Annotated in this window: 18 protein-coding genes; 8 read left to right on the forward strand and 10 right to left on the reverse strand. The window is 75.6% G+C overall.

What is annotated here, in order from left to right; all coding sequences use genetic code 11:
* Window positions 1-4 precede the first annotated feature (4 nt).
* The 4 genes from PGN05_RS04695 to PGN05_RS04710 form a co-directional block, all read right to left on the reverse strand.
* A complete protein-coding gene (locus tag PGN05_RS04695) occupies window positions 5-802 on the reverse strand; it encodes an ABC transporter ATP-binding protein (protein ID WP_419751363.1) in 798 nt (265 codons plus the stop codon).
* A complete protein-coding gene (locus tag PGN05_RS04700; protein WP_419751364.1) occupies window positions 795-1,865 on the reverse strand; it encodes a branched-chain amino acid ABC transporter permease in 1,071 nt (356 codons plus the stop codon). The genes PGN05_RS04695 and PGN05_RS04700 overlap by 8 nt, the downstream gene beginning before the upstream one ends.
* Window positions 1,858-2,718, reverse strand: coding sequence for a branched-chain amino acid ABC transporter permease (locus tag PGN05_RS04705; RefSeq protein ID WP_419751365.1), 861 nt, complete (start codon window positions 2,716-2,718; stop codon window positions 1,858-1,860). The genes PGN05_RS04700 and PGN05_RS04705 overlap by 8 nt, the downstream gene beginning before the upstream one ends.
* A gap of 283 nt (window positions 2,719-3,001) precedes the next feature.
* On the reverse strand, window positions 3,002-4,222 hold the full coding sequence (locus PGN05_RS04710; protein ID WP_419751366.1) for an ABC transporter substrate-binding protein: 1,221 nt from the start codon (window positions 4,220-4,222) through the stop codon (window positions 3,002-3,004).
* 318 nt (window positions 4,223-4,540) lie between these two features.
* Here PGN05_RS04710 and PGN05_RS04715 point away from each other — a divergent pair, with 318 nt between their 5' ends.
* Window positions 4,541-5,794 (forward strand): amidohydrolase family protein, encoded by a 1,254-nt coding sequence (locus tag PGN05_RS04715; protein WP_419751367.1) that lies wholly within the window; start codon window positions 4,541-4,543, stop codon window positions 5,792-5,794.
* A 45-nt stretch (window positions 5,795-5,839) separates the two neighbouring features.
* On the opposite strand, the gene PGN05_RS04720 is transcribed toward PGN05_RS04715, so the two are convergent.
* On the reverse strand, window positions 5,840-7,024 hold the full coding sequence (locus PGN05_RS04720) for an alpha-hydroxy acid oxidase (RefSeq protein WP_419751368.1): 1,185 nt from the start codon (window positions 7,022-7,024) through the stop codon (window positions 5,840-5,842).
* A gap of 35 nt (window positions 7,025-7,059) precedes the next feature.
* The gene (locus PGN05_RS04725; protein WP_419751369.1) at window positions 7,060-7,812 is read right to left on the reverse strand and encodes a class II aldolase/adducin family protein; all 753 of its coding nucleotides are present in this window, start codon (window positions 7,810-7,812) and stop codon (window positions 7,060-7,062) included.
* Window positions 7,813-7,934: 122 nt separating this feature from the next.
* On the opposite strand from PGN05_RS04725, the gene PGN05_RS04730 reads away from it, so the two are divergent.
* The 3 genes from PGN05_RS04730 to PGN05_RS04740 are packed head-to-tail and all read left to right on the forward strand — an operon-like array spanning window position 7,935 to window position 10,701.
* The gene (locus PGN05_RS04730; RefSeq protein ID WP_419751370.1) at window positions 7,935-8,873 is read left to right on the forward strand and encodes a ketopantoate reductase family protein; all 939 of its coding nucleotides are present in this window, start codon (window positions 7,935-7,937) and stop codon (window positions 8,871-8,873) included.
* A 24-nt stretch (window positions 8,874-8,897) separates the two neighbouring features.
* The gene (locus PGN05_RS04735) at window positions 8,898-9,500 is read left to right on the forward strand and encodes a carboxymuconolactone decarboxylase family protein (RefSeq protein ID WP_419751371.1); all 603 of its coding nucleotides are present in this window, start codon (window positions 8,898-8,900) and stop codon (window positions 9,498-9,500) included.
* A 7-nt stretch (window positions 9,501-9,507) separates the two neighbouring features.
* Window positions 9,508-10,701 carry an NAD(P)/FAD-dependent oxidoreductase gene (locus tag PGN05_RS04740; RefSeq protein WP_419751372.1) on the forward strand — a complete coding sequence of 398 codons (1,194 nt, stop codon included), beginning with the start codon at window positions 9,508-9,510 and terminating at the stop codon, window positions 10,699-10,701.
* A gap of 155 nt (window positions 10,702-10,856) precedes the next feature.
* Here PGN05_RS04740 and PGN05_RS04745 read toward each other — a convergent pair whose 3' ends face one another.
* Window positions 10,857-11,810 carry an EamA family transporter gene (locus tag PGN05_RS04745; protein ID WP_419751373.1) on the reverse strand — a complete coding sequence of 318 codons (954 nt, stop codon included), beginning with the start codon at window positions 11,808-11,810 and terminating at the stop codon, window positions 10,857-10,859.
* A gap of 52 nt (window positions 11,811-11,862) precedes the next feature.
* Here PGN05_RS04745 and PGN05_RS04750 point away from each other — a divergent pair, with 52 nt between their 5' ends.
* The gene (locus PGN05_RS04750; RefSeq protein WP_419751374.1) at window positions 11,863-12,777 is read left to right on the forward strand and encodes a LysR family transcriptional regulator; all 915 of its coding nucleotides are present in this window, start codon (window positions 11,863-11,865) and stop codon (window positions 12,775-12,777) included.
* Here the strand turns inward: PGN05_RS04750 and PGN05_RS04755 are convergent.
* Window positions 12,753-14,210, reverse strand: a complete 1,458-nt coding sequence (locus PGN05_RS04755; RefSeq protein WP_419751375.1) for a protein adenylyltransferase SelO — start codon at window positions 14,208-14,210, stop codon at window positions 12,753-12,755. The two genes, PGN05_RS04750 and PGN05_RS04755, sit on opposite strands and share 25 nt — an antisense overlap.
* 111 nt (window positions 14,211-14,321) lie before the next feature.
* On the opposite strand from PGN05_RS04755, the gene PGN05_RS04760 reads away from it, so the two are divergent.
* The gene (locus tag PGN05_RS04760; protein ID WP_419751376.1) at window positions 14,322-15,665 is read left to right on the forward strand and encodes an amidase family protein; all 1,344 of its coding nucleotides are present in this window, start codon (window positions 14,322-14,324) and stop codon (window positions 15,663-15,665) included.
* 64 nt (window positions 15,666-15,729) lie between these two features.
* Here the strand turns inward: PGN05_RS04760 and PGN05_RS04765 are convergent, their stop codons facing one another.
* Entirely contained in the window at window positions 15,730-16,059 is a 330-nt protein-coding gene (locus PGN05_RS04765; RefSeq protein ID WP_419751377.1) for a DUF202 domain-containing protein, read from the reverse strand.
* On the reverse strand, window positions 16,056-16,430 hold the full coding sequence (locus PGN05_RS04770) for a YidH family protein (protein WP_419751378.1): 375 nt from the start codon (window positions 16,428-16,430) through the stop codon (window positions 16,056-16,058). Before PGN05_RS04770 ends, PGN05_RS04765 begins: the two co-directional genes overlap by 4 nt.
* Before the next feature lie 257 nt (window positions 16,431-16,687).
* Here PGN05_RS04770 and PGN05_RS04775 point away from each other — a divergent pair, with 257 nt between their 5' ends.
* Together PGN05_RS04775 and PGN05_RS04780 are read left to right on the forward strand one after the other, a co-directional pair.
* Window positions 16,688-17,053 (forward strand): ArsR/SmtB family transcription factor, encoded by a 366-nt coding sequence (locus PGN05_RS04775; protein WP_419751379.1) that lies wholly within the window; start codon window positions 16,688-16,690, stop codon window positions 17,051-17,053.
* Between the two features lie 228 nt (window positions 17,054-17,281).
* On the forward strand, window positions 17,282-18,982 hold the full coding sequence (locus tag PGN05_RS04780) for a SpoIIE family protein phosphatase (RefSeq protein WP_419751380.1): 1,701 nt from the start codon (window positions 17,282-17,284) through the stop codon (window positions 18,980-18,982).
* The last annotated feature ends 157 nt before the right edge of the window (window positions 18,983-19,139 follow it).

The following is a 19,139-nucleotide window of genomic DNA, read 5'->3' on the forward strand; positions in this document are numbered from 1 at the left end:
CCCGTCAACCGTCAACAGCAAAGTCCGCTCCCAGGTAGGCCTCGACGACCACGGGGTCGTGCAGGACGTCGTCCGGACGGCCGAACTGGATGATCCGGCCGAAGTGCAGCACGGCGACCTGCGGGCACAGCCGCGAGATCAGCCCCAGGTCGTGCTCGATGATCAGGACGGCGCTGTCGGAGGCCGTCACCCACGCGGTGAGCCCGGCGACCAGGCGCTCGACGTCCTCCGCCCCGAGCCCGGCCGCCGGCTCGTCGAGCAGGGCCACCGCGGGGTCGTTGAGCAGCGCCCGCGCCACCTCGATGATCTTCTGGGTGCCGATCGGGAACGAGCCGGCGTCCCGCTCGACGACGTCGCCGAGGCCGAAGGTGGTCAGCAGCTCGCGGGCGCGCTCCTCCTGCCGCCGCTCCTCCCGCCGGGCCGAGGGGAGGCCGAACAGCTCGGCGAGGTGGCCGTGCCGGAAGTGGCGGTGCGCCCCGACCATGACGTTCGACAGCGCGGAGAGGTTGGGCACCAGCCGCGGCGACTGGAAGGTCCGGGAGACCCCGAGGGCCGCGATCCGGTGCGGCGGGCGCCCGGTGACCTCCTCGCCGGTCACCCGGACCGTGCCGCCGTCGGGGCGCAGGTAGCCGGAGATCACGTTGAGGCAGGTCGTCTTGCCCGCGCCGTTGGGCCCGATGAGCCCGGTGAAGCCGCGGCCGACGGCCAGGTCGACGCCGTCCAGGACGACGTTGCCGCCGAAGGCGACGCGGATGCCGGCGAGGTCGACGGGGGCGACCGCCGCCCGGTCGGGGTCAGCCACGGCGCACCGCTCCCTTCCGCGCGGCCGAGCGGCCCGTGAGTCTGGCCACCAGGCGGGAGTCGCGGGCCTCGCGGCCCAGCGACACCAGCCCGCCGCGCAGCACGGTGATCGCCAGCATGAGCGCCAGCCCGTAGGCGATCGCCTGGAAGTCGCCGAGGTCCTGGAACACCTCGACCAGCACCACGGCGAAGGCGGCGCCGACGATCGGCCCGTACAGGGACCCGGCACCGCCGACGAAGACCATCACGAGGAACGGGACCAGCAGGTTGAAGTCGAACATCGCCGGGAAGATGAACGTCTGCAGCTGGGCGTAGAGGGCGCCGGCGATCGCGGCGATGCCGCCGGAGACGCCGAAGGCCACCAGCCGGTAGCGCAGCGTCGAGACGCCGAGCGAGCCGGTGAGCGAGCCCAGGTGGCGCACCGTCTGCAGCGTCCGGCCGAACCGGCCGAACAGCGCCCGCCGGGCGAGGAGGAACGCGACCAGGGCGATGGTCGCGGTCAGGAAGTACGTCGACGCGCTCCCGGTGATGCCGGGGATCGTCCAGACGTCGACGGCCTTGCCGGCACCGCCACCGGTGAGCCCGTCGGCGGCGGTGAGCGCCTCGATGATGACGAACCCGAAGGCCAGCGTGGCGATGGCGAGGAAGAACCCGGTGAGCCGGATGGCCGGGAAGCCGATGACCACGGCCATGAGCGCCGCGAGCACCGCGACCAGCGGCAGGGTGACGAGGAAGGGCAGCCCGCGTTCGACCGCGATCGTGCTGCCGAACGCGCCGACGGCGAACAGCGCCGCGTGGGCCAGCCCGATCTGCCCCGACCAGCCGATGAGGATGTCGAAGCCGAGCGTGGCGATGGCGTAGACCAGCGTCAGGTTGGCCACGAACAGCACGTAGCTGTTGACCACGAACGGCAGGGCGTAGAGCAGCACCACCACGACGGCGAGGACGGCGAGGGTGAGCAGCGGACGCCGCCGGCGGGGCGCCTCGACGGGGGTGGCGACGGTCGCCTCGATGCCCGCCTCGTCGGCCAGCTCGACCTCGAGGCGGGTGGACAGCTCAGACATCGCGCAACCTCAATCCCGCGGTGAAGCCGGACGGACGGGCCAGCAGCACCAGGACGACGGCCAGCAGGGCGACCGCGAACTCGATGCTGGTCGAGATGTACAGGCCGGCCAGCGACTGGATGAGGCCCAGGGCCAGCCCGCCGAAGAACGTCCCGATGAGGGAGACGAAGCCGCCCATGGTGGCGGCCACGAACCCATACACGATCAGCGAGGCCGCCGAGTGGGTGGAGACCAGCGTGGACTGCGCCTGCAGCATCACCGCCAGCGTCGCGATGGCGCCGCCGAGCGCCCACGCCATGGCCGAGACCCGCCCGACCCGGACGCCGACCAGCCGGGCCGTCGCCCGGTTCTCCGCGACCGCCCGCATCTGCGCGCCGAGGGAGGTGCGGAAGAAGGCGGTGATCGCGATCGCACCTCCGGCGCCGAGGACGATCGTGACGATCTGCGCGACGCTCACGTCGACCCCGCCGATGCTGACGAACGACCCCGACCACGGGGCGTCGAAGCGCCGGGCCTCCTGACCCCAGATCCGGCCGATGAGCGCGTTGAGCGCGAGCGACAGCCCGATCGTCATGAGCAGTAGCGGGAAGTGCCCGTGCCCGGCGAGGCGGCGCATCAGGCCCACGTCGATGAGCACCGCCACCACGACCCCGGCGAGCAGGGTCACGACGACGGCCACCCAGAAGTCGACCCCGGCCGCCGCGAGCGAGGTCCCGATGTAGGTCGCGACGAGCCCGATCTCCGCCATCGCGAAGTTGGGCACGTCCGCCGCCTTCATGACGACGACGATGGCCAGCCCGAGCAGGCTGAACCAGCTACCCGCCTCGAGGCCGCTCAGTATCGACTGGAGCATGGGCCCTTCCTGTCTGGGTGTCCGGGCGGCGTCGGGGAGCCGCTCCCGGGGACTCGGCTCCCCGCGGGGATGGGTGCGGCCGGCGGGCGCCGGGCTGCGGAAGGGGTGCGGCACCGGCCGCGAGACGGGCCGGCACCCCGGGTCCTGCGTTCCCCGGCCATGGCGGCCTCCGTGAGCCACGTCACGTCTGTGCTCGCATGGTAGGGACGCGGTCCAGGCGTCGTCAATGAGCTAGCGACGGTCCGGCCGGCGCCCGCGCGGGCACCGGCCGGACCGCCCCGGGTCACTCGGGGGCCTGGAAGTCCTGCAGCAGCGACCAGGCACCGTTGGTGTAGACGGCCAGACCGGCGGACTGGACGCAGGTGTGCCCCTCGGGCAGCTCCCCGCACTCGATGTCCGGCACGGTGCCCAGCGCGATCGGGTCGTCGGCGAGACCCTCCGCGGTGGCGTGGAAGTTCTCGTAGGACAGGTCGTCGCCCATCCGCTCCACGAGCTCGGCGAAGGCCAGCAGGTAGCTGTAGGTCTGCAGCGAGAAGCCGCTGGTGCCCTGCTCGCCGTCGTACTGCTCGGCCAGCTCGCGCCACTCGGCGACCTGCTCGGCCTCGGCCGTCGTGAGGTTCACCTGCAGGCCGCCGATGAAGCCCTCGGCCGCCGCCCCCGCCGGGCCGACCGCGCTCGGGCCGCCGGTGCCGGCGCCGCCCTGGTCGGCGAAGACCGGCACGGTGACGCCGCGGCTGCGCAGCTGCTGGAGCACCAGGGCCACCTGGGTGTTGTCGGTCGCCAGCAGGACGGCGTCGGGGTTGGCGGCGACGACGTTGTTGACCGCGGAGGAGACGTCCGTACCGCCGGTCTGGGTGACCTCCTGGGCGACCAGCTCCATCTCGGGGTGCTTGGACAGCTGCAGGTCCAGCGCCTCCTCGGCCGACAGGCCCAGGTCGTTGTCCTGCTGGATGACCGCGAGCCGGGTGGCCCCCTGCGCCGCGAAGTAGTCGATCGCGACCTGGTCCTGCGTCGTCCGCGTCGGCCCGAGGAGGTAGACCTCCTGCTGCTGCGGGTCCGACGGGGAGACCGGCCCCCACACCGGCGTCCCGTTCTCGGCGATGAACGGCCAGGCGCCGGGCAGGCCCTGCGAGCCGGCCGGCGCGACCAGCGCGTAGACGTTCTCCTGCGAGACCAGGCGGCGGACGTTGGTGACCACCCGGTCGGGGGTGAACCCGTCGTCCAGCAGGACCAGCTCCACCTGCCGGCCGCCGATCCCGCCCGCCTCGTTGATCTTGTCCGCGGCGATCCGCAGGCCGGCCTCGAGGCCCTGCCCGGCGACCGCGGCCGTCCCGGTCAGGGGCAGCGTCGCGCCCAGCGTGATGGTCTCGTCGCTGATGCCCGGCGGCGCCTCGCCCCCGGACCCGCCGCCCCCTCCCCCGTCGTCACTGGCGACGTTGCCGCACGCCGTCACGGTGAGCAGCGCCAGCGCCGCCGCGCTGAGGAGTCGGTTCCGACGGGACATGGCTGGCCTCCAGGGGGACTGGTCCGGTGATCGCCGTCACAGGTCGCCGCAGGATAGAAGCGCGCCGATTCCGTGGTCAATGAACTAGCGACGCTCGGCGGCATAACGATCCGGCGACGGGGACGGGGCACCTCCCGGCGGTGGGCTACGGGCGTCCACGGCGGTGCGCGGGGCCGCGGCCCGTCGGCCGACCATCCGTCGTCAGCCGCCTGACGACGGGTGCTTGACCCGCTTTCCGCCGCCTCCTACGGTCGCGTGACCGGCCTCACACGAGCCCGGCACTCCCCACCCCGGTCCGTCCTGGAACTCGGAGGAGCCATGACCACACTCGAAGGCCTGTCCATCGGGGCGTCGCGGAGCTCGACGGTCACCTTCCTGCCCGAACCCGAACCGCGGCCACGCCGCTACACGATCGTCTCGGTCGACGACCACCTCGTGGAGCCCCCGGACACCTTCGAGGGCCGCCTGCCGCAGCGCTTCGTCGAGCAGGGCCCCCGGGTGGTCGAGCAGGACGGCGGCCAGGTCTGGGTGATGGAGGACCGGGTCATCCCCAACGCCGGCACCAACGCCGTGGCCGGCCGCCCGCCGTCGGAGTACTCGATGGAGCCGACCCGCTTCGAGCACATGCGCCGCGGCTCCTGGGACCCGCACGCCCGCCTGGCCGACATGGACGTCGCCGGGGTCTGGGCCTCGCTGTGCTTCCCGTCGATGGTGGCCGGGTTCGCCGGCGCCCGGTTCGCCGAGACCAAGGACCCCGAGCTCGGGCTGGCCGCGATGCGCGCCTGGAACGACTGGCACCTGGAGTCCTGGTGCGGCGCCGACCCCGAGCGGTTCATCCCCCAGCAGATCACCTGGCTGCGGGACCCGGAGATCGCCGCCGCGGAGATCCGCCGCAACGCCGAGCGGGGGTTCCGGTCGCTGTCGTTCCCGGAGATCCCCGAGCGGCTCCGGCTGCCCAGCATCCACACCGGCTACTGGGACCCGGTCCTGCGGGCCTGCGAGGAGACCGACACGACGCTGTCGCTGCACGTGGGCTCCGCGTCGGCGCTGGTCGGCGGCTCCTCGGACGCGCCGCCGGAGGTGACGACGTCCCTGTTCTTCGTCGGCTCGATCATCACGACGGCGGACTGGCTGTTCTCCAAGGTGGCCCTCCGCTTCCCCGGGCTGCGCATCGCCATCTCCGAGGGCGGCATCGGCTGGGTGCCCTCGCTGCTCGACCGGGTGGAGCACTGCTTCCGCTACCGCGACTTCACCGGGGGCTGGACCGACGAGGAGATGCACCCCAACGACGTGCTGCGGCGCAACTTCTGGTTCTGCGCGCTCGACGACGCGGCCGGCTTCGAGATGCTGGACCGCATCGGGGAGGACCGCGTGACGGTGGAGTGCGACTTCCCGCACGCGGACTCCACCTGGCCGGACACCCAGGAGTACATGCACCGGCAGCTCGGGTTCCTGTCCGAGCCGGTCATCGAGAAGCTCACCTGGCGCAACGCCTGCGAGCTCTACCGGTTCGACCTGGCCGAGCGGGCCGCCTCGCGGGCCTGGCACCGGGAGGTCGCGGCACCGCAGTGAGCCGCCGGCGGGGGCGGGGCGCCCAGCGGCGGCCCGCCCCCGCCGCTAGCTCGGCTTCCCGGCCGGCACCCAGCCCCGTCCGGGGCGGACGCAGACCGCCGACGGGTCGAGGGTGTGCACGCCCGGCCGGCCGAGGAGCGCCAGCGTGCGGTCGACCTCGTCCCGCAGCACCTCGAGCAGGCGCTCGACCCCCCGCGGTCCCCCGGCGGCGAGCGCGTAGAGCCACGGCCGCCCGACGAGACAGGCCCGGGCGCCGAGGGCCAGCGCCTTGACGACGTCGGTGCCGCGGCGCACGCCGCCGTCGAGGAGGACGTCGACCTGCTCGCCGACCGCGTCGACGACCTCGCCGAGGACGTCGAGGGCCCCCGGCAGGGAGTCCGCCTGCCGGCCGCCGTGATTGGACACCGCCACCCCGGCGCAGCCGACGTCGACCGCCCGGCGCGCGTCCTCGGCGGTCATGACGCCCTTGAGCAGCACCGGCCCGTCCCACTGCGCGACCATCCACGCGAGGTCGTCCCAGGTGTGGCCGGGGTTGAGCAGCCCCTGGGTGGCCGCGGCGAGGCCGCTGGTCCCCCGGGCGTCGGGCAGCAGCCCGGTGAAGTTGGCGAAGGTGACCTTGGGCGAGGTCAGCAGCCCGGCCAGCCAGCGCGGGTGGCTGAGCACGTCCCACCCGGTGCGGGGGCTCACCCGCGGGGGGACGGTCAGCCCGTTCCGCAGGTCCTTCTCCCGGGCGCCCACCACCGGGACGTCGACGGTCACCACCATCGTCCGGTACCGGCAGGCGCGGGCGCGGTCGATGAGGGCCTCGATCGTGGCCCGGTCGCCCCACGGGTACAGCTGGAACCACTGCGGCACCCGCACGGCCGCGGCGACGTCCTCGAACGACACGCTGGAGCCGGAGCTCACCACCGACACGGTGCCGAACCGCTCGGCGGCCACGGCCGCCGCGGCCTCACCCGCGGGGTCGACCATGCGGGCCAGCCCGGTGGGTCCGAGGACCACCGGCAGCGCCAGGTCCTGGCCCAGCACGCGGACCCCCTGGGGCCGCGTGCTCACGTCGACCAGCACGCGGGGGCGCAGCGCGACGTCGGCGAAGGCCCGGCGGTTCTCCCGGACCGTCGCCTCGTCCTCGGCGCCGCCGTCGACGAAGTCGAACACCATCCGCGGCAGCCGCCGCCGCGCCTGCTCGCGCAGGTCGGCGACGGTGACCGCGCTCCTCCTGCCGCGCACGTGCCCGCGTGCCGCCGGGTCCGGCCCGAGCCGGGTCAGTCGCGGGCCAGCGTCGCGAACAGGTCGGGGTCGCTGCGCAGCAGGCGCCGGTAGTTCGCCAGCCACATCTGCTCGCGGAAGCCGTACTTGAGGTAGGCGTTGCGGTAGCTGCGGGCCGTGTGCTCGTCGAGGGGCTTGCCGCCCACGGCCATGGCCGCGAGCTGGTACCCGGCGCACAGCTCCATGAGCAGGGCCTCGATGGTCGTGTGCTCGAGGGAGTCCCCGACGTGCAGCGAGCCGTGGTGGCCCATGAGCAGGGCGCGGCGCGGGCCGAGGGCGCGCGCCATCATCTCGCCCTCCTCGCTGGGCACCAGGTCGGGGTCGTCCTTCCACGCGACGACCTCGTCGAGGAACAGCGCCGCGTAGTCGTAGTAGACGCCGAAGGGGACGTCGGTCGTCGACAGCACCGCCATGTTCTTCGCGTGGGTGTGGATCACGCAGTTGACGTCCGGGCGGGCCTGGTAGATCGACGCGTGGAAGGTGATCCCGACCGACGCCGGCAGGGTGCCCGGCTCGCGGACCTGCATGTCGAAGCCGACCTTGCTGACGTGCTCGGGGAGCGTCTCGTCGAAGTACTGGAACGGCGTGACGAGGAAGGCGTCCTCCCCCGGCACCCGGAGGCTCACGTGCCCGCCGACCTGGCTGTCGAGGCCCTCGCGGTGCAGGATCCGCCGCGCCGCGGCGATCTGGAACCGCGGGTCGCTCTCGGAGACCACGCGGGTGGCGGCGACGTCCTGGACCAGGCTCATCAGGGCTCCTCCGCGGCTGCCGGTCGGTCGCCGGCACGACCACTGCCGGGAGTGTAGAAGGTCACACTTTTCGTCGCTAGGGTCTTCACTACGAATCGTCGGCAGACACCGCAGGAGGCCACGTGGTCGGGCGCATCGCCGTGGTCGGCGCGGGTGGCATGGGCTCGGCGTTCGCCGCGTTCCTCGCGCGGGCCGGCACCGACGTCGTCCTGGTCGGGCGGGGCGGCGAGCACGTCCGCGCCGTGGCCGACCGGGGGCTGCGGGTGGTCCCGCCCGGGGACGACGCCTGGCAGGTGGCCGTCCCGGTGGCGGTCACCGCGGCCGACCTGTCGCCCGGGTCGGTCGACGTGCTCGTCGTCCTCACCAAGACCTACGACTCCGCCGCGGCCGTCACCGCCGCCGCCCCCGCGCTCGCCCCGGGCGGCGTGGCGGTGAGCCTGCAGAACGGGCTGGGCAACGACGCCGTCCTCGCGGGGGCGGTGGGCGGCCGGCGGGCCCTCGTCGGCGTGACGACGGTGGGCGCCACCGTGCGGTCCCCCGGCACGATCAGCATCACCGGGTCCACCGCCGAGCGGCGGTCCCTGACCCACGTCGGCGCCTCGGGGCAGGCGCAGGCCGGGGACCGGGCGGACGACGTCGTGGCCGCCCTGGACGCGGCGGGCCTCCCCGCGGTGCACGCGCGCCCCGTCGACGTCGCGATCTGGGGGAAGCTGGCCATGGCGGTCATGAGCCCGGTCAGCTCCGTGCTGCGGGCGACGGTGGGGACCGTCTGGGGGCACCCGGAGGGCCGGGCCCTGGTGGAGCGGATGTTCGACGAGGTGGTGGCGGTCGCGCGGACCCAGGGCGTCGCGCTGGACCGCGACGCCGCCTGGGCGCACGCCAGCCGGGTCTTCGAGGGGACCGGGGAGCACCACACGTCGATGTGCAGCGACGTCATGGCCGGGCGGCGCACGGAGCTGTCGGCCATGGCCGGCGCCGTGGCCGACCTCGCGGCCGCCGGCGGGGTGCCGGCGCCGGTGCACACTACGGTCCTGTCGATGCTGCACGTCCTGGGCGCCTGAGCCCACCGACGCCGGGAGGTCCGCATGGCACGGTTGGCCGCGGTCGAGCCGCAGGCCTTCGCCCCCTCGGTGCAGGCCGAGCTGGGGCCCGGCGCCCTCGCCGACCCCCAGGGGCTGGGCCTGCTCCGCGTCCTCGCCCAGCGGCCCGACCTCACCACCGCGTTCCTGGCGTTCCGGCGGGAGCTGACCGCGGCGTCGTGCCTGCCGGCCCGGCTGGTGGAGCTGGTCCGGCTGCGGGTGGCCTTCCACAACCAGTGCCGCAGCTGCATGGCGCTGCGGCAGGCCAGCGGCGTGGACGACGGGGTCACCGAGGAACTGGTCTGCTCGCTGGAGCGGCCCGAGGAGGCCCCCGACCTCACCCCGGCCGAGAAGGCCGCGCTGCACTACGCCGACCTGGTCGCCACCGACCACCTGGCCGTGGACGACGCGGTGTTCGACCGGCTCCGGCGCCACTTCAGCGAGCCGGAGGTCGTCGAGCTCGGCGTGCACCTGGCCGTGTTCGTCGGCTTCGGGCGGCTGTCGGCGACCTGGGACATCGTCGACGACCTCCCGGAGCGGTACGCCGACCGCACCGGCCCGGTGACCCCGTGGGGAGCCGCCGACGCCGTCGTCGCGACGGAGCGCTGAGGCCGCGGTGCGGATCGTCGTGGTGGGGGCGTCGCTGGCCGGCGTCCGGACGGTCCAGGGCCTGCGGCGCCGGGGCAGCGACGCCGAGGTGGTCCTCGTCGGGGAGGAGCCCGGCTCCCCCGACGGCGTGGCTGCCGACCGCCCGCCCCTGAGCAAGGAGGTGCTCGCCGACCCGGCCGCGGCGCCCGCTCCGCTGGCCTCCCCCGAGGCCCTGGCGGAGCTGGACGTGCGGCTCGTGACCGCCCGCGCCACCGACCTGGACCTCGGGCGCCGCGCCGTCGTCCTGCACGGCGGCGACGAGCTGTCCTACGACGCCCTCGTCCTCGCCACGGGATCGACGGCCCGGACGCTCCCGGGCCTGGAGCCCCGGCCCGGCGTCCACCTGCTCCGGACGGCGTCGGACGCGGTGGCGATCCGGGCCGCCGCGCTCCCCGGCCGGCGCGTGGTCGTGGTGGGCGGCGGCTTCATCGGCACGGAGGTCGCCTGGACCCTGCACCACACCGGCTGCCCGGTGACCCTGGTCGAGCCACTGCCCGCGCTGCTGGTGCGCGGCCTGGGACCCGAGTTGGGCACCGCCGTGACCCGGCGGCACGCCGCCGCCGGAGTCGACGTCCGACTGGGCGCGTCCGTGGCGTCGGTCGAGGGGGGCGACGAGCGGGTCACGGGGGTCACGCTGACCGACGGCTCCGTCCTGCCCGCCGACGTCGTCGTGCTCGGCCTGGGGACGGTGCCGGCGACCGACTGGCTCGCGGGCTCGGGGCTGGACCTGCGGGACGGCGTCGTCTGCGACGAGCGGCTCGCCGCCCGCGGCGCCGAGGACGTCTTCGCCGTCGGCGACCTCGCCCGCTGGCACCACCCGCGCTACGGGGAGGACGTCCGCGTGGAGCACTGGACCAACGCCGTGGAGACCGCCGGCGTGGTCGCGGCCAACCTGACCGGGACGCCGACCGTGCACGACGCCGTCCCCTACGTGTGGAGCGACCAACTGGGCGCGCGGTTGCAGGTGGTCGGGCGGGTGCGGCCGAGCGACGAGGTCCGGGTCGTGCACGGCGACCTCGACGGCGCCTTCGTCGCGCTCACCGGCGACGCCGGCCGGCTGTCCGCCGCCGTGGGGTTCGGCGCGACGCGCGCACTGCTGCCCTACCGGCGGATGGTCGCTGACGGCGTGCCGTGGGACGAGGCGGTCGCCGGCGGCGCCTGAGCGGCGGACCGGCGCACCTGGCGACCCGACGGCACCGAGATCCTCCTCCCACCCGAACGCCTCGCCACCGCAGCCTGAGCCACCGCGATCTCGCACACCCGTGCGCCCCGGCGCGCACGGGTGTGCACGTGTGGGAGGACGCGGCGGCACGTTCCTCAGGACGAGTTCGCGACGGCCCCCGCCGTCGGACGCACCCCCAGCGCCGGCCCGGGGGCCGGATCGGCCGGATCAGGGGCAGTCGGACGCCGGAAGGCGACGGCTGCGGCGTTGGAGAGCACCACCACGGCGATGCCGACCCACTCGCGCAGCACGAGGACCTGGCTCAGGACGACCGTGCCGACGATCGCGGCCAGCACGGGGTGGACGCTCATGAACACCCCGAAGAACCTCGGCGGCACGTGACGGAGCGCCGCGAGGTCGGCGGCGTACGGCACCGCCGACGACAGCACCCCCGCGGCGACGGCGTACAGCAGCGGCGCCCCGGTGAGCCGCCCCTGCGCGCCCAGCACCAGCAGGACGGGCAGGTGGGCGACCGCGCACAGCGAGGTCGCGACGGCCGGCCCCTGGAGTCCGGGCAGGCGGGCTCCGACGACCCGGTTGAGGACGATGTAGGCGGCCCAGCAGGCCCCCGCGAGCACGCCCGCGCTGAGCCCCGGCAGGTCGCTCGACGACCCGGGCAGGACCAGGACGTAGACACCACCGGCGGCGACCAGGGCGATCAGCAGGTCGCGCCGGGACCGCGATCCGGCCAGCGCCACGCCCAGCGGGCCCAGGAACTCCAGGGTCACGGCCAAGCCCAGCCCGATGCGGTCGATCGCCGTGTACAGCGACAGGTTCATCACCGCGAACACGACCGCCAGCAGGAGCACCGGCCACCACTGCGGCCACGTCATCCGACGCAGGGACGGGCGGGCCAGCGGCACGAGCACCGCGGCCGCCACCCACTGGCGCACCGCCACCACGCCGGCCGGTCCCACGGCGTCGAAGGCCGAGGCCCCGACCGCCGCACCGAGCTGGTTGCTCAGCGCGCTGCCGGACATGGTCGCCATCCCGCGCACCGGCCGGACCGGCCGGCTCTCCTCCCCCACCACCTGGCCGAGTATCAGCACGGCCGGCGTCCGAGGGAAATGCCGATCACGGGACCATCGATACGGTTGCCGTATGGATCCCGAGGTGCGGCAGCTGCGCACCCTCCTCGCCGTCGTGGACGCCGGCACCTTCACCGGCGCCGCGGCCGTCCTGCACACGTCGCAGGCGTCGGTCTCCCGGACGGTGGCCGCCCTGGAGCGCGCGCTGGGCGCCCGCGTCCTCCGGCGCACCACCCGCGAGCTGGCCCTGACGACCGTGGGGACGAGCGTCGTCGGGCACGCCCGCCGGGTCCTCGAGGAGGTCGCCGCGATGCAGCGTGCCGCCGAGCAGGCCCGCGGCGAGCTGCGGGTCGGCTACGCCTGGGCCGCCCTCGGCCGGCACACCACCGCCGTCCAACGGCACTGGGCCGCCGACCACCCCGGGTCGGCGCTGGTCTTCGTCCAGTCCAACACCCCGACCGCGGGCCTGACCGAGGGCAGCGCCGACGTCTGCGTGCTCCGCCGCACCGTCGAGGACCCCCGCCTGGGAACCGCCCTCCTGGGCACCGAGCAGCGCTACGCGGCCCTCGCCGCCGACGACCCCCTTGCCCGGCGGCGCTCGGTGCGCCTCGCCGACTTCGCCGGCCGCACGGTCGCCGTCGACGGCCTGACCGGGACGACGACCTCCGAGCTGTGGTCCCCGCCGACCGCCCCGGCGGCGACGCGCGCCGTCCGCGGCGTCGACGAGTGGCTGACCCTCATCGCGGCCGGTCAGGCCGTCGGCCTCACGGCGGAGGGCACCGCGGTGCAGCACCCCCGTCCGGGCGTCGTCTACCGCCGGGTGCGCGACGCCCCGCCGGTCCCGGTGTGGCTGGCCTGGTGGGCCGACAGCCCGCCGCCGGGGCTGGGCCCGCTCGTCGGCCTCCTCCGCGACCGCTACGCGGCCCGGTTGGCCTCAGCCCGGAAGACGGCAGCCCCGCCGGCTCAGGTGCCGCAGAACGTCCGGTAGGGACCGGCCGGCCCGGGAGCCGCGTAGCGCTCGAGCCCCGGGCGCTCGTCGAACGGCCGGGCCAGCACCTCGAGCAGCCGGTGCAGCGGCGCCAGGTCGCCGTCGGTCGCCGCGGTGAGGGCCTCCTCGACGAGGTGGTTGCGGGGGACGTAGACGGGGTTGGCCCGGTCCATCCGCTCGGGGTCCGGCCCGGCCGCCCGCCACCGCTGCACCCAGGCGTCGAACCCGGCCAGGTCGAGGAACAGGTTGCGCGCGCGGTCGACGTCCCCGCGGGCCGCGGCACCGAGGGCGCGGAAGGACGACGTGAGGTCGACGCGGTCGTTCCGGAGCAGGGTCAGCCAGTCGTCGGCCAGGGCCGCGACCACGCCGTCGTCCAGGCCCTCGGGCAGGCCGAGCTTGGCGCGCATCCCGGCCGCCCAGGCCTCGTCGTACCGGGGACGGAACCCGCCCAGCGCCGCCACCGCGAGGGCCACCGCCTGCTCCTGGTCGTCGTGCAGCAGCGGGAGGAGGGCCTCGGCGAACCGGGCCAGGTTCCACTCCACGGCCGCCGGCTGGTTGCCGTAGGCGTAGCGCCCGCCCTCGTCGACCGAGCTGTAGACCGTGGCGGGGTCGAAGGCGTCGAGGAAGGCGCAGGGCCCGTAGTCGATCGTCTCGCCGGAGATCGTCGTGTTGTCGGTGTTCATGACCCCGTGGACGAAGCCGACCAGCATCCAGCGGGCCACCAGCTCCGCCTGCGCCGCGACCACCGCCTCGAACAGCGCGAGGTAGGGCTGCTCGGCCTGGGCGGCGTCGGGGTGGTGCCGGGCGATCGCGTGGTCGGCGAGCCGGCGCAGGAGGTCGACGTCGCCGGTGGCCCGGGTGTACTGGAACGTGCCGACCCGCAGGTGGCTGGCGGCGACGCGGGCGAGCACCGCCCCCGGCTGCACGGTCTCCCGGCGCACCGGGCGTCCGGTCGCGACGACGGCGAGCGAGCGGGTGGTGGGGATGTCGAGGGCGTGCATCGCCCGGCTCACCACGACCTCGCGCAGCATGGGCCCGACGACGGCCAGCCCGTCACCACCGCGGGAGAACGGCGTGCGCCCCGACCCCTTGAGGTGCAGGTCGCGCGGCCGGCCGTCGGGCCCGCGCAGCTCACCGAGCAGCAGCGCTCGCCCGTCGCCCAGCCGCGGCGAGTACCAGCCGAACTGGTGCCCCGCGTAGGCCTGCGCGACGGGGGTCGCCCCGTCGGGCACGGCGGTGCCCACCAGCAGCCGCACGCCCTCGTCACTGCGCAGCCAGTCGGGGTCCAGGCCCAGCTCGACGGCCAGCGCGTCGTCGAGCACGAGCAGGCGCGGGTCCGGTGCCTGGTCGGCCTGCCACGGGAGGGCGAGCTCCGGCAGCTCCCGGGCGAAGGTGTCGTCGAGGTGGACGCTCGGTGCGGGTGCGACGGTCACCCCGTCCAGGATACGGACGGCGGCGGTCCGCGCTCGGCGGGAACGAGGGCCGGGCCTTGCCGGTCGGTGCCGCCGTGCGGGAGACTCCGCCGCTCGGCGAGAGGTGAGGACATGACCACCGGGATCGACGCCGTCCGGCAGCGCATCGCCGCCTCCTCCGCCGCGGAGGTCGTCGACGCGGCCCTCGCGCGGGCCCGCGAGATCGCCGACCTCGGCGCGTTCACCGCTCTCACCGACCGCGCCGAGGGCGGCGCCGGCCCGCTGGCCGGGGTGCCGCTCGCGGTCAAGGACAACCTCGACACCCTCGACCTGCCCACCACCGGGGGCACCCCGGCACTGCGCGGCTCGCGGCCCGGCCGCGACCAGCACGCGGTGGCCCGCCTGCGCGCCGCGGGGGCCGCGGTGATCGGCAAGACGAACCTGCACGAGCTGGCGCTCGGGATCACCAGCAACAACGCCGCCTTCGGCCCGGTCCGGAACCCGCACGACCCGAGCCGCTCGGCCGGCGGGTCGTCGGGGGGCTCCGCGGTCGCCGTCGCCACCGGCGTCGTCCCCGTCGCCCTCGGCACCGACACCGGCGGCTCGGTCCGCGTGCCCGCGGCGCACTGCGGCCTGGTCGGCCTCCGGCCCACGGTCGGCCGGTGGGGCACCGGCGCCACGGTCCCGATCTCCAGCACCCGCGACACCGCGGGCGTCCTGGCGACCAGCGTCGCCGACGCCGCCCTGGTCGACGAGCTCGTCACCGGGGAGCCGGCCGCCCACCTCGGGGACCGGCCGCTGCGGCTCGGCGTCCCGCGGACCGGCTACTACGACGACCTGCACCCCGACGTCGCGGCGACCGCGCAGCGGGCCCTGGACCGGCTCGCCGACGCCGGCGCGGAGCTGGTCGAGGTCCGCGTCGCCGACGCCCACGAGCTCGACGCGATGTGCGGCTTCCCGATCGTGTTCTTCGAGATCGCCCGCGAGCTGCCCGCCTACCTCGCCACGCTGCCCGGACCGGAACGCCGGCTCACCCTCGCCGACGTCCTGGCGCAGGTCGCCTCCCCCGACGTCCGCGGCGCGCTGGAGTTGGCCGCCGGGGGCTCGGTCACCGAGGAGGTCTACCGGGAGAACCTCGCCGTCCGCGAGCGGCTGCGTGCCTCCTACGCCGCCGCCCTGGCGCCGGAGGACGGCCCGCGGCTGGACGCCCTCGTCTACCCCACCGTGCCGCTGCCGGCGCCACCGGTCGGGGACGACGACACCACCGAGCTCAACGGGCGGCAGGTACCGGTCTTCCTGACCACGATCCGCAACACCGGACCGGGCTCGACCGGCGGGATGCCGTCGATCTCCCTGCCGGCGGGGGCGACCGCCACCGGGCTGCCGATCGGCGTCTCCCTGGAGGCGCTGCCCGGGGACGACGGGGTGCTGCTCGCGGTCGCCGGCCGGGTGGAGCCGGTCCTCGCCGGGAGCTGACCGGCGGCCGCGACCGGCGGCCGCGCGACCGTCCGCCGCGACCGGCGGCCGCCCGCCCGGGCTGTCAGCCCCCCAGGACCACGGCCAGGACCAGGACCCCGACCAGCACACCGGAACAGGCCAGGCCCGCCATGGGCAGCCCGCCCCGGCGCAGGCCGGTGAGGTCGCCCCGGTCGGCCAGCGACGCGGTGACGCCCCGGTACCGCCGCCGCGCCGTCCCGGCGACGAGGGCCGCCTGCAGCAGGCCGGCGGCGGCGACGACGAGGGCCGCCGACCCCAGGACGGGCGCGGCCAGCCGCCCGGCGCCGACCGCGGCGGCGGCCATCGCGAGCGCGGTGCGGCGCCAGGCCAGCGCCGTCCGCTCGGCCGGGAGTCCGCTGTCGGGCCGGCTCATCGCACGAGCAGCCCGATGGCGAGGAGCACGCCGGCCACCGTCGCGCCGGCGGCCAGCAGCAGCCCGAGGAACGGCGCCGGCAGCGGCCGGGACTCGCGCAGGGCGCGCTCGGTGGCGACCCAGCCGAACCACGCCTGCACCGGGGCCAGCAGCCCGAGCAGGACGAGGACGAGGGCACCGGCCAGCCGGAGGCCCCCGGCGATGGGCAGGTCGAGCGCCTCGACGGCCACGCCGGCGGCGAGCAGGGCCATCGACGTCCGCATCCAGGCCAGGAACGTCCGCTCGTTGGCCAGGCTGAACCGCGGGTCGGGCTCCTGCCCGGTCCCGTAGACCCGCTGCGGGAAGCGGCGGTCGGCCCGCTCCCGGGTCACTCGGACGCGCTCCTCGACACGCCCGCATCCTCCCGGGTCCCGGGGACACCCGCCCTCGGGACGGCGATCCATCTTCCTGATCCGTTCCAGGGGTTGGGGCCAGACTCCGGACGTGCCGACGACGGCGGAGTTCGACCGGTTCGACCTGCGCTGACCGGTCGTTGGGGCCGGCCGGGAGGACCGGCCGGCCCCGGCGGGCCCGCCGTGTCGGACCCGGTACGGAACCGGCCGGATCCCCGGGCTCGTAGAGTTCGGAGGTGCCCTACCGCCATGTCCCGGTCGCCGTCGCGAAGGCCGAGCTCTTCAAGGCCCTGGGTCACCCCCTGCGGGTGCTGGTGCTCGAGCAGCTGACGCAGGGCGAGCTGACCGTCGGCGAGTTGGCGGACCGGCTCGAGGTCGAGATGGCGCAGCTCTCCCAGCAACTGGCGGTCCTCCGGCGCGCCCAGGTCGTCGTCGCCTCCCGCGCCGGCTCGGCGGTGCGCTACTCCCTCCGCGACCCCCGGACGTCGCAGCTGCTCGCCGTCGCCCGGCAGCTGCTGGTCACCGAGTTGACGACGACGCACGAGCTCCTGGCCGACCTCATCGGGGACGCCTCCGCGCTCGGCGCGGACCCCGCTCGCTGACCGCCGCGCGAGCGCCGACACGCCCGGCGGCACCGAGCTCGTCCCCGGCCGTTGACTGCCGGTCACTTGCAGATATCGTCAAGTGAGCGAGCGACTGCTCGCCTCTCATGGGCCCACGGCACCGTGGGCGCGGGTACCGACAGACCTGCCTGGTCCGTCTCGACGGCTGGCACCCCGCGAGCACGCGAACGGCCCGCCGACCGGCGGGCCTCGACAGGCAGGGGTGTTGTGGCGCGCTGGTGGCCGATCGACGAGGAGGGCGACGAGGGGGCGCAGACCCTCGAGTCGATGCCCGTGGGGCTCATCGAGCTCGACACCGACTGGGTGGTGCGCTTCGTCAACGCCGCGGGCGAGGCGATGGTCGGCTACGCCCGCGACGAGCTCGTGGGGCGGTCGTACTGGGAGGCGTTCCCGGCCAACGCCCGCAACGAGTTCGGCCAGGCCTACCGCGAGGCCGTCACCACCGGTGAGCCGCGGACGGTGGAGGGCTTCTACCCGGAGCCGCTGAACCAGTGGTTCGAGGTGCGCGCCGTCCCCACGCGGCACGGCCTGTGGCTGTACTTCACCGAGGTCACCGCCCGCCGGCAGGCCCAGGAGCGGCTGGCCCTGCTGGCCCGGGTGGGCGACGTGCTGGTGAGCACGCTGGACGCGCGGGCCGCGGCCGGGCGCCTCCCGCGCCTGCTCGTCCCCGCGCTGGCCAGCTGGGCGACGATCATCGTGGTCGCCGAGGACGGCGGCCTGCACGACGCCGGCGGATGGCACGTCGACCCGGCGCAGGTCCCCCTGGTCCGCGGCTACGCCCGCGCCACGCTGGAGTCCTCCCCCGCGACCGCGCCGGTGCTGCGCGCGCTGCACACCGCGCAACCGGTCACCCTCTCGGCGGCCGAGCTCACCGGCCCCCGGCTGGACGCGGTGGCCACCGGCCCCGCCCGGCGGTTCCTGTCCCTGCTCGCGCCGAGCAGGCTCACCGTGCTGCCGCTGCGCGGACGCGCGACTGGCCTGGGCGTCCTGGTCCTGGGCCACGACCGGCACCGCGTCGTCCCCGCCGCGGACGTGGCCACCGCGACCGAGGTCGCCGACCGGGTCGGCCAGGCCCTCGACAACGCCCGCCTCTACGACCAGCAGCGCCGCCTGGCCGAGGAGCTGCAGCGCAGCATGCTCAGCGAGCCCCCGGAGCCCGACCACTCCCACGTCGTGGTCCGCTACCTGCCCGCGGTCGAGGCCGCGCGGGTCGGCGGCGACTGGTACGACGCGTTCCTGCAGCCGGACGGGGCGACGAGCCTGGTGATCGGCGACGTGGTCGGGCACGACACCGCCGCCGCGGCCGCCATGGGCCAGCTGCGCAGCATGCTGCGCGGGATCGCCGTCACCACCGAGGCCGGGCCGGCCCGGCTGCTCGCCCAGCTGGACTTCGCGATCACCCAGCTGCAGCTGCCCACCTACGCGACCGTGGCGATCGCCCGGTTCGAGCAGACCGAGGCCGAGCTGGAGCGTGGGGTCACCCGCGTGCGGTGGGCCAACGCCGGCCACCCGCCGCCGCTGGTCATCCACCCGGACGGCACCGTCGCCGAGCTCGGCTCCTGGCAGGGCGAGCTCATGCTGGGTGTCGACCACCGCACCCGCCGGACCGAGTCCGTGGTCACCCTGGACCGCGGCGCCACCGTCCTGCTCTACACCGACGGCCTCATCGAGCGCCGCGACCGGGACCTCGACGACGGCATGAGCCGGCTGCGGGCCGCCGCCGGGGAGCTGGCCGACCGTCCGCTCGACGACCTGTGCGACCAGCTCATCGACCGGCTGGTGGAGGGCACGCCCGAGGACGACGTCGCGCTGGTCGCCATCCGGCTGCACCGCCAGGACCGCCCGCGGCCCGACGAGGCGGGGCCCCGGCGCCAGCCGCCCACCGTCCCGGGGGAGGCATCCGCCTGACGTCGCGGCCGCCGTCCCGCCGCGCGGTCCACCGGGCCAGGATGGCTGCCATGAGCCCCGGGCCCCGACTGCTCCGATCCGCGATCGCGGCCGCCGCGGTGGCCGCGGCCGGCCTGCTCACCCGGTCGATGGTGCGAGCCGTCCGGCGGCCCTGACG

It is taken from the genome of Geodermatophilus sp. CPCC 206100 (genome assembly GCF_048569675.1).
In the GTDB taxonomy this organism is placed as follows: domain Bacteria; phylum Actinomycetota; class Actinomycetes; order Mycobacteriales; family Geodermatophilaceae; genus Geodermatophilus.

What these genes read in the sequence shown, in the direction of transcription:
- PGN05_RS04700 (WP_419751364.1), bottom strand. Translation starts at nt 1,865, where the DNA reads ATGTCTGAGCTGTCCACCCGCCTCGAGGTCGAGCTGGCCGACGAGGCG.
- PGN05_RS04705 (WP_419751365.1), bottom strand. Translation starts at nt 2,718, where the DNA reads ATGCTCCAGTCGATACTGAGCGGCCTCGAGGCGGGTAGCTGGTTCAGC.
- PGN05_RS04710 (WP_419751366.1), bottom strand. Translation starts at nt 4,222, where the DNA reads ATGTCCCGTCGGAACCGACTCCTCAGCGCGGCGGCGCTGGCGCTGCTC.
- PGN05_RS04715 (WP_419751367.1), top strand. Translation starts at nt 4,541, where the DNA reads ATGACCACACTCGAAGGCCTGTCCATCGGGGCGTCGCGGAGCTCGACG.
- PGN05_RS04725 (WP_419751369.1), bottom strand. Translation starts at nt 7,812, where the DNA reads ATGAGCCTGGTCCAGGACGTCGCCGCCACCCGCGTGGTCTCCGAGAGC.
- PGN05_RS04735 (WP_419751371.1), top strand. Translation starts at nt 8,898, where the DNA reads ATGGCACGGTTGGCCGCGGTCGAGCCGCAGGCCTTCGCCCCCTCGGTG.
- PGN05_RS04750 (WP_419751374.1), top strand. Translation starts at nt 11,863, where the DNA reads ATGGATCCCGAGGTGCGGCAGCTGCGCACCCTCCTCGCCGTCGTGGAC.
- PGN05_RS04760 (WP_419751376.1), top strand. Translation starts at nt 14,322, where the DNA reads ATGACCACCGGGATCGACGCCGTCCGGCAGCGCATCGCCGCCTCCTCC.
- PGN05_RS04765 (WP_419751377.1), bottom strand. Translation starts at nt 16,059, where the DNA reads ATGAGCCGGCCCGACAGCGGACTCCCGGCCGAGCGGACGGCGCTGGCC.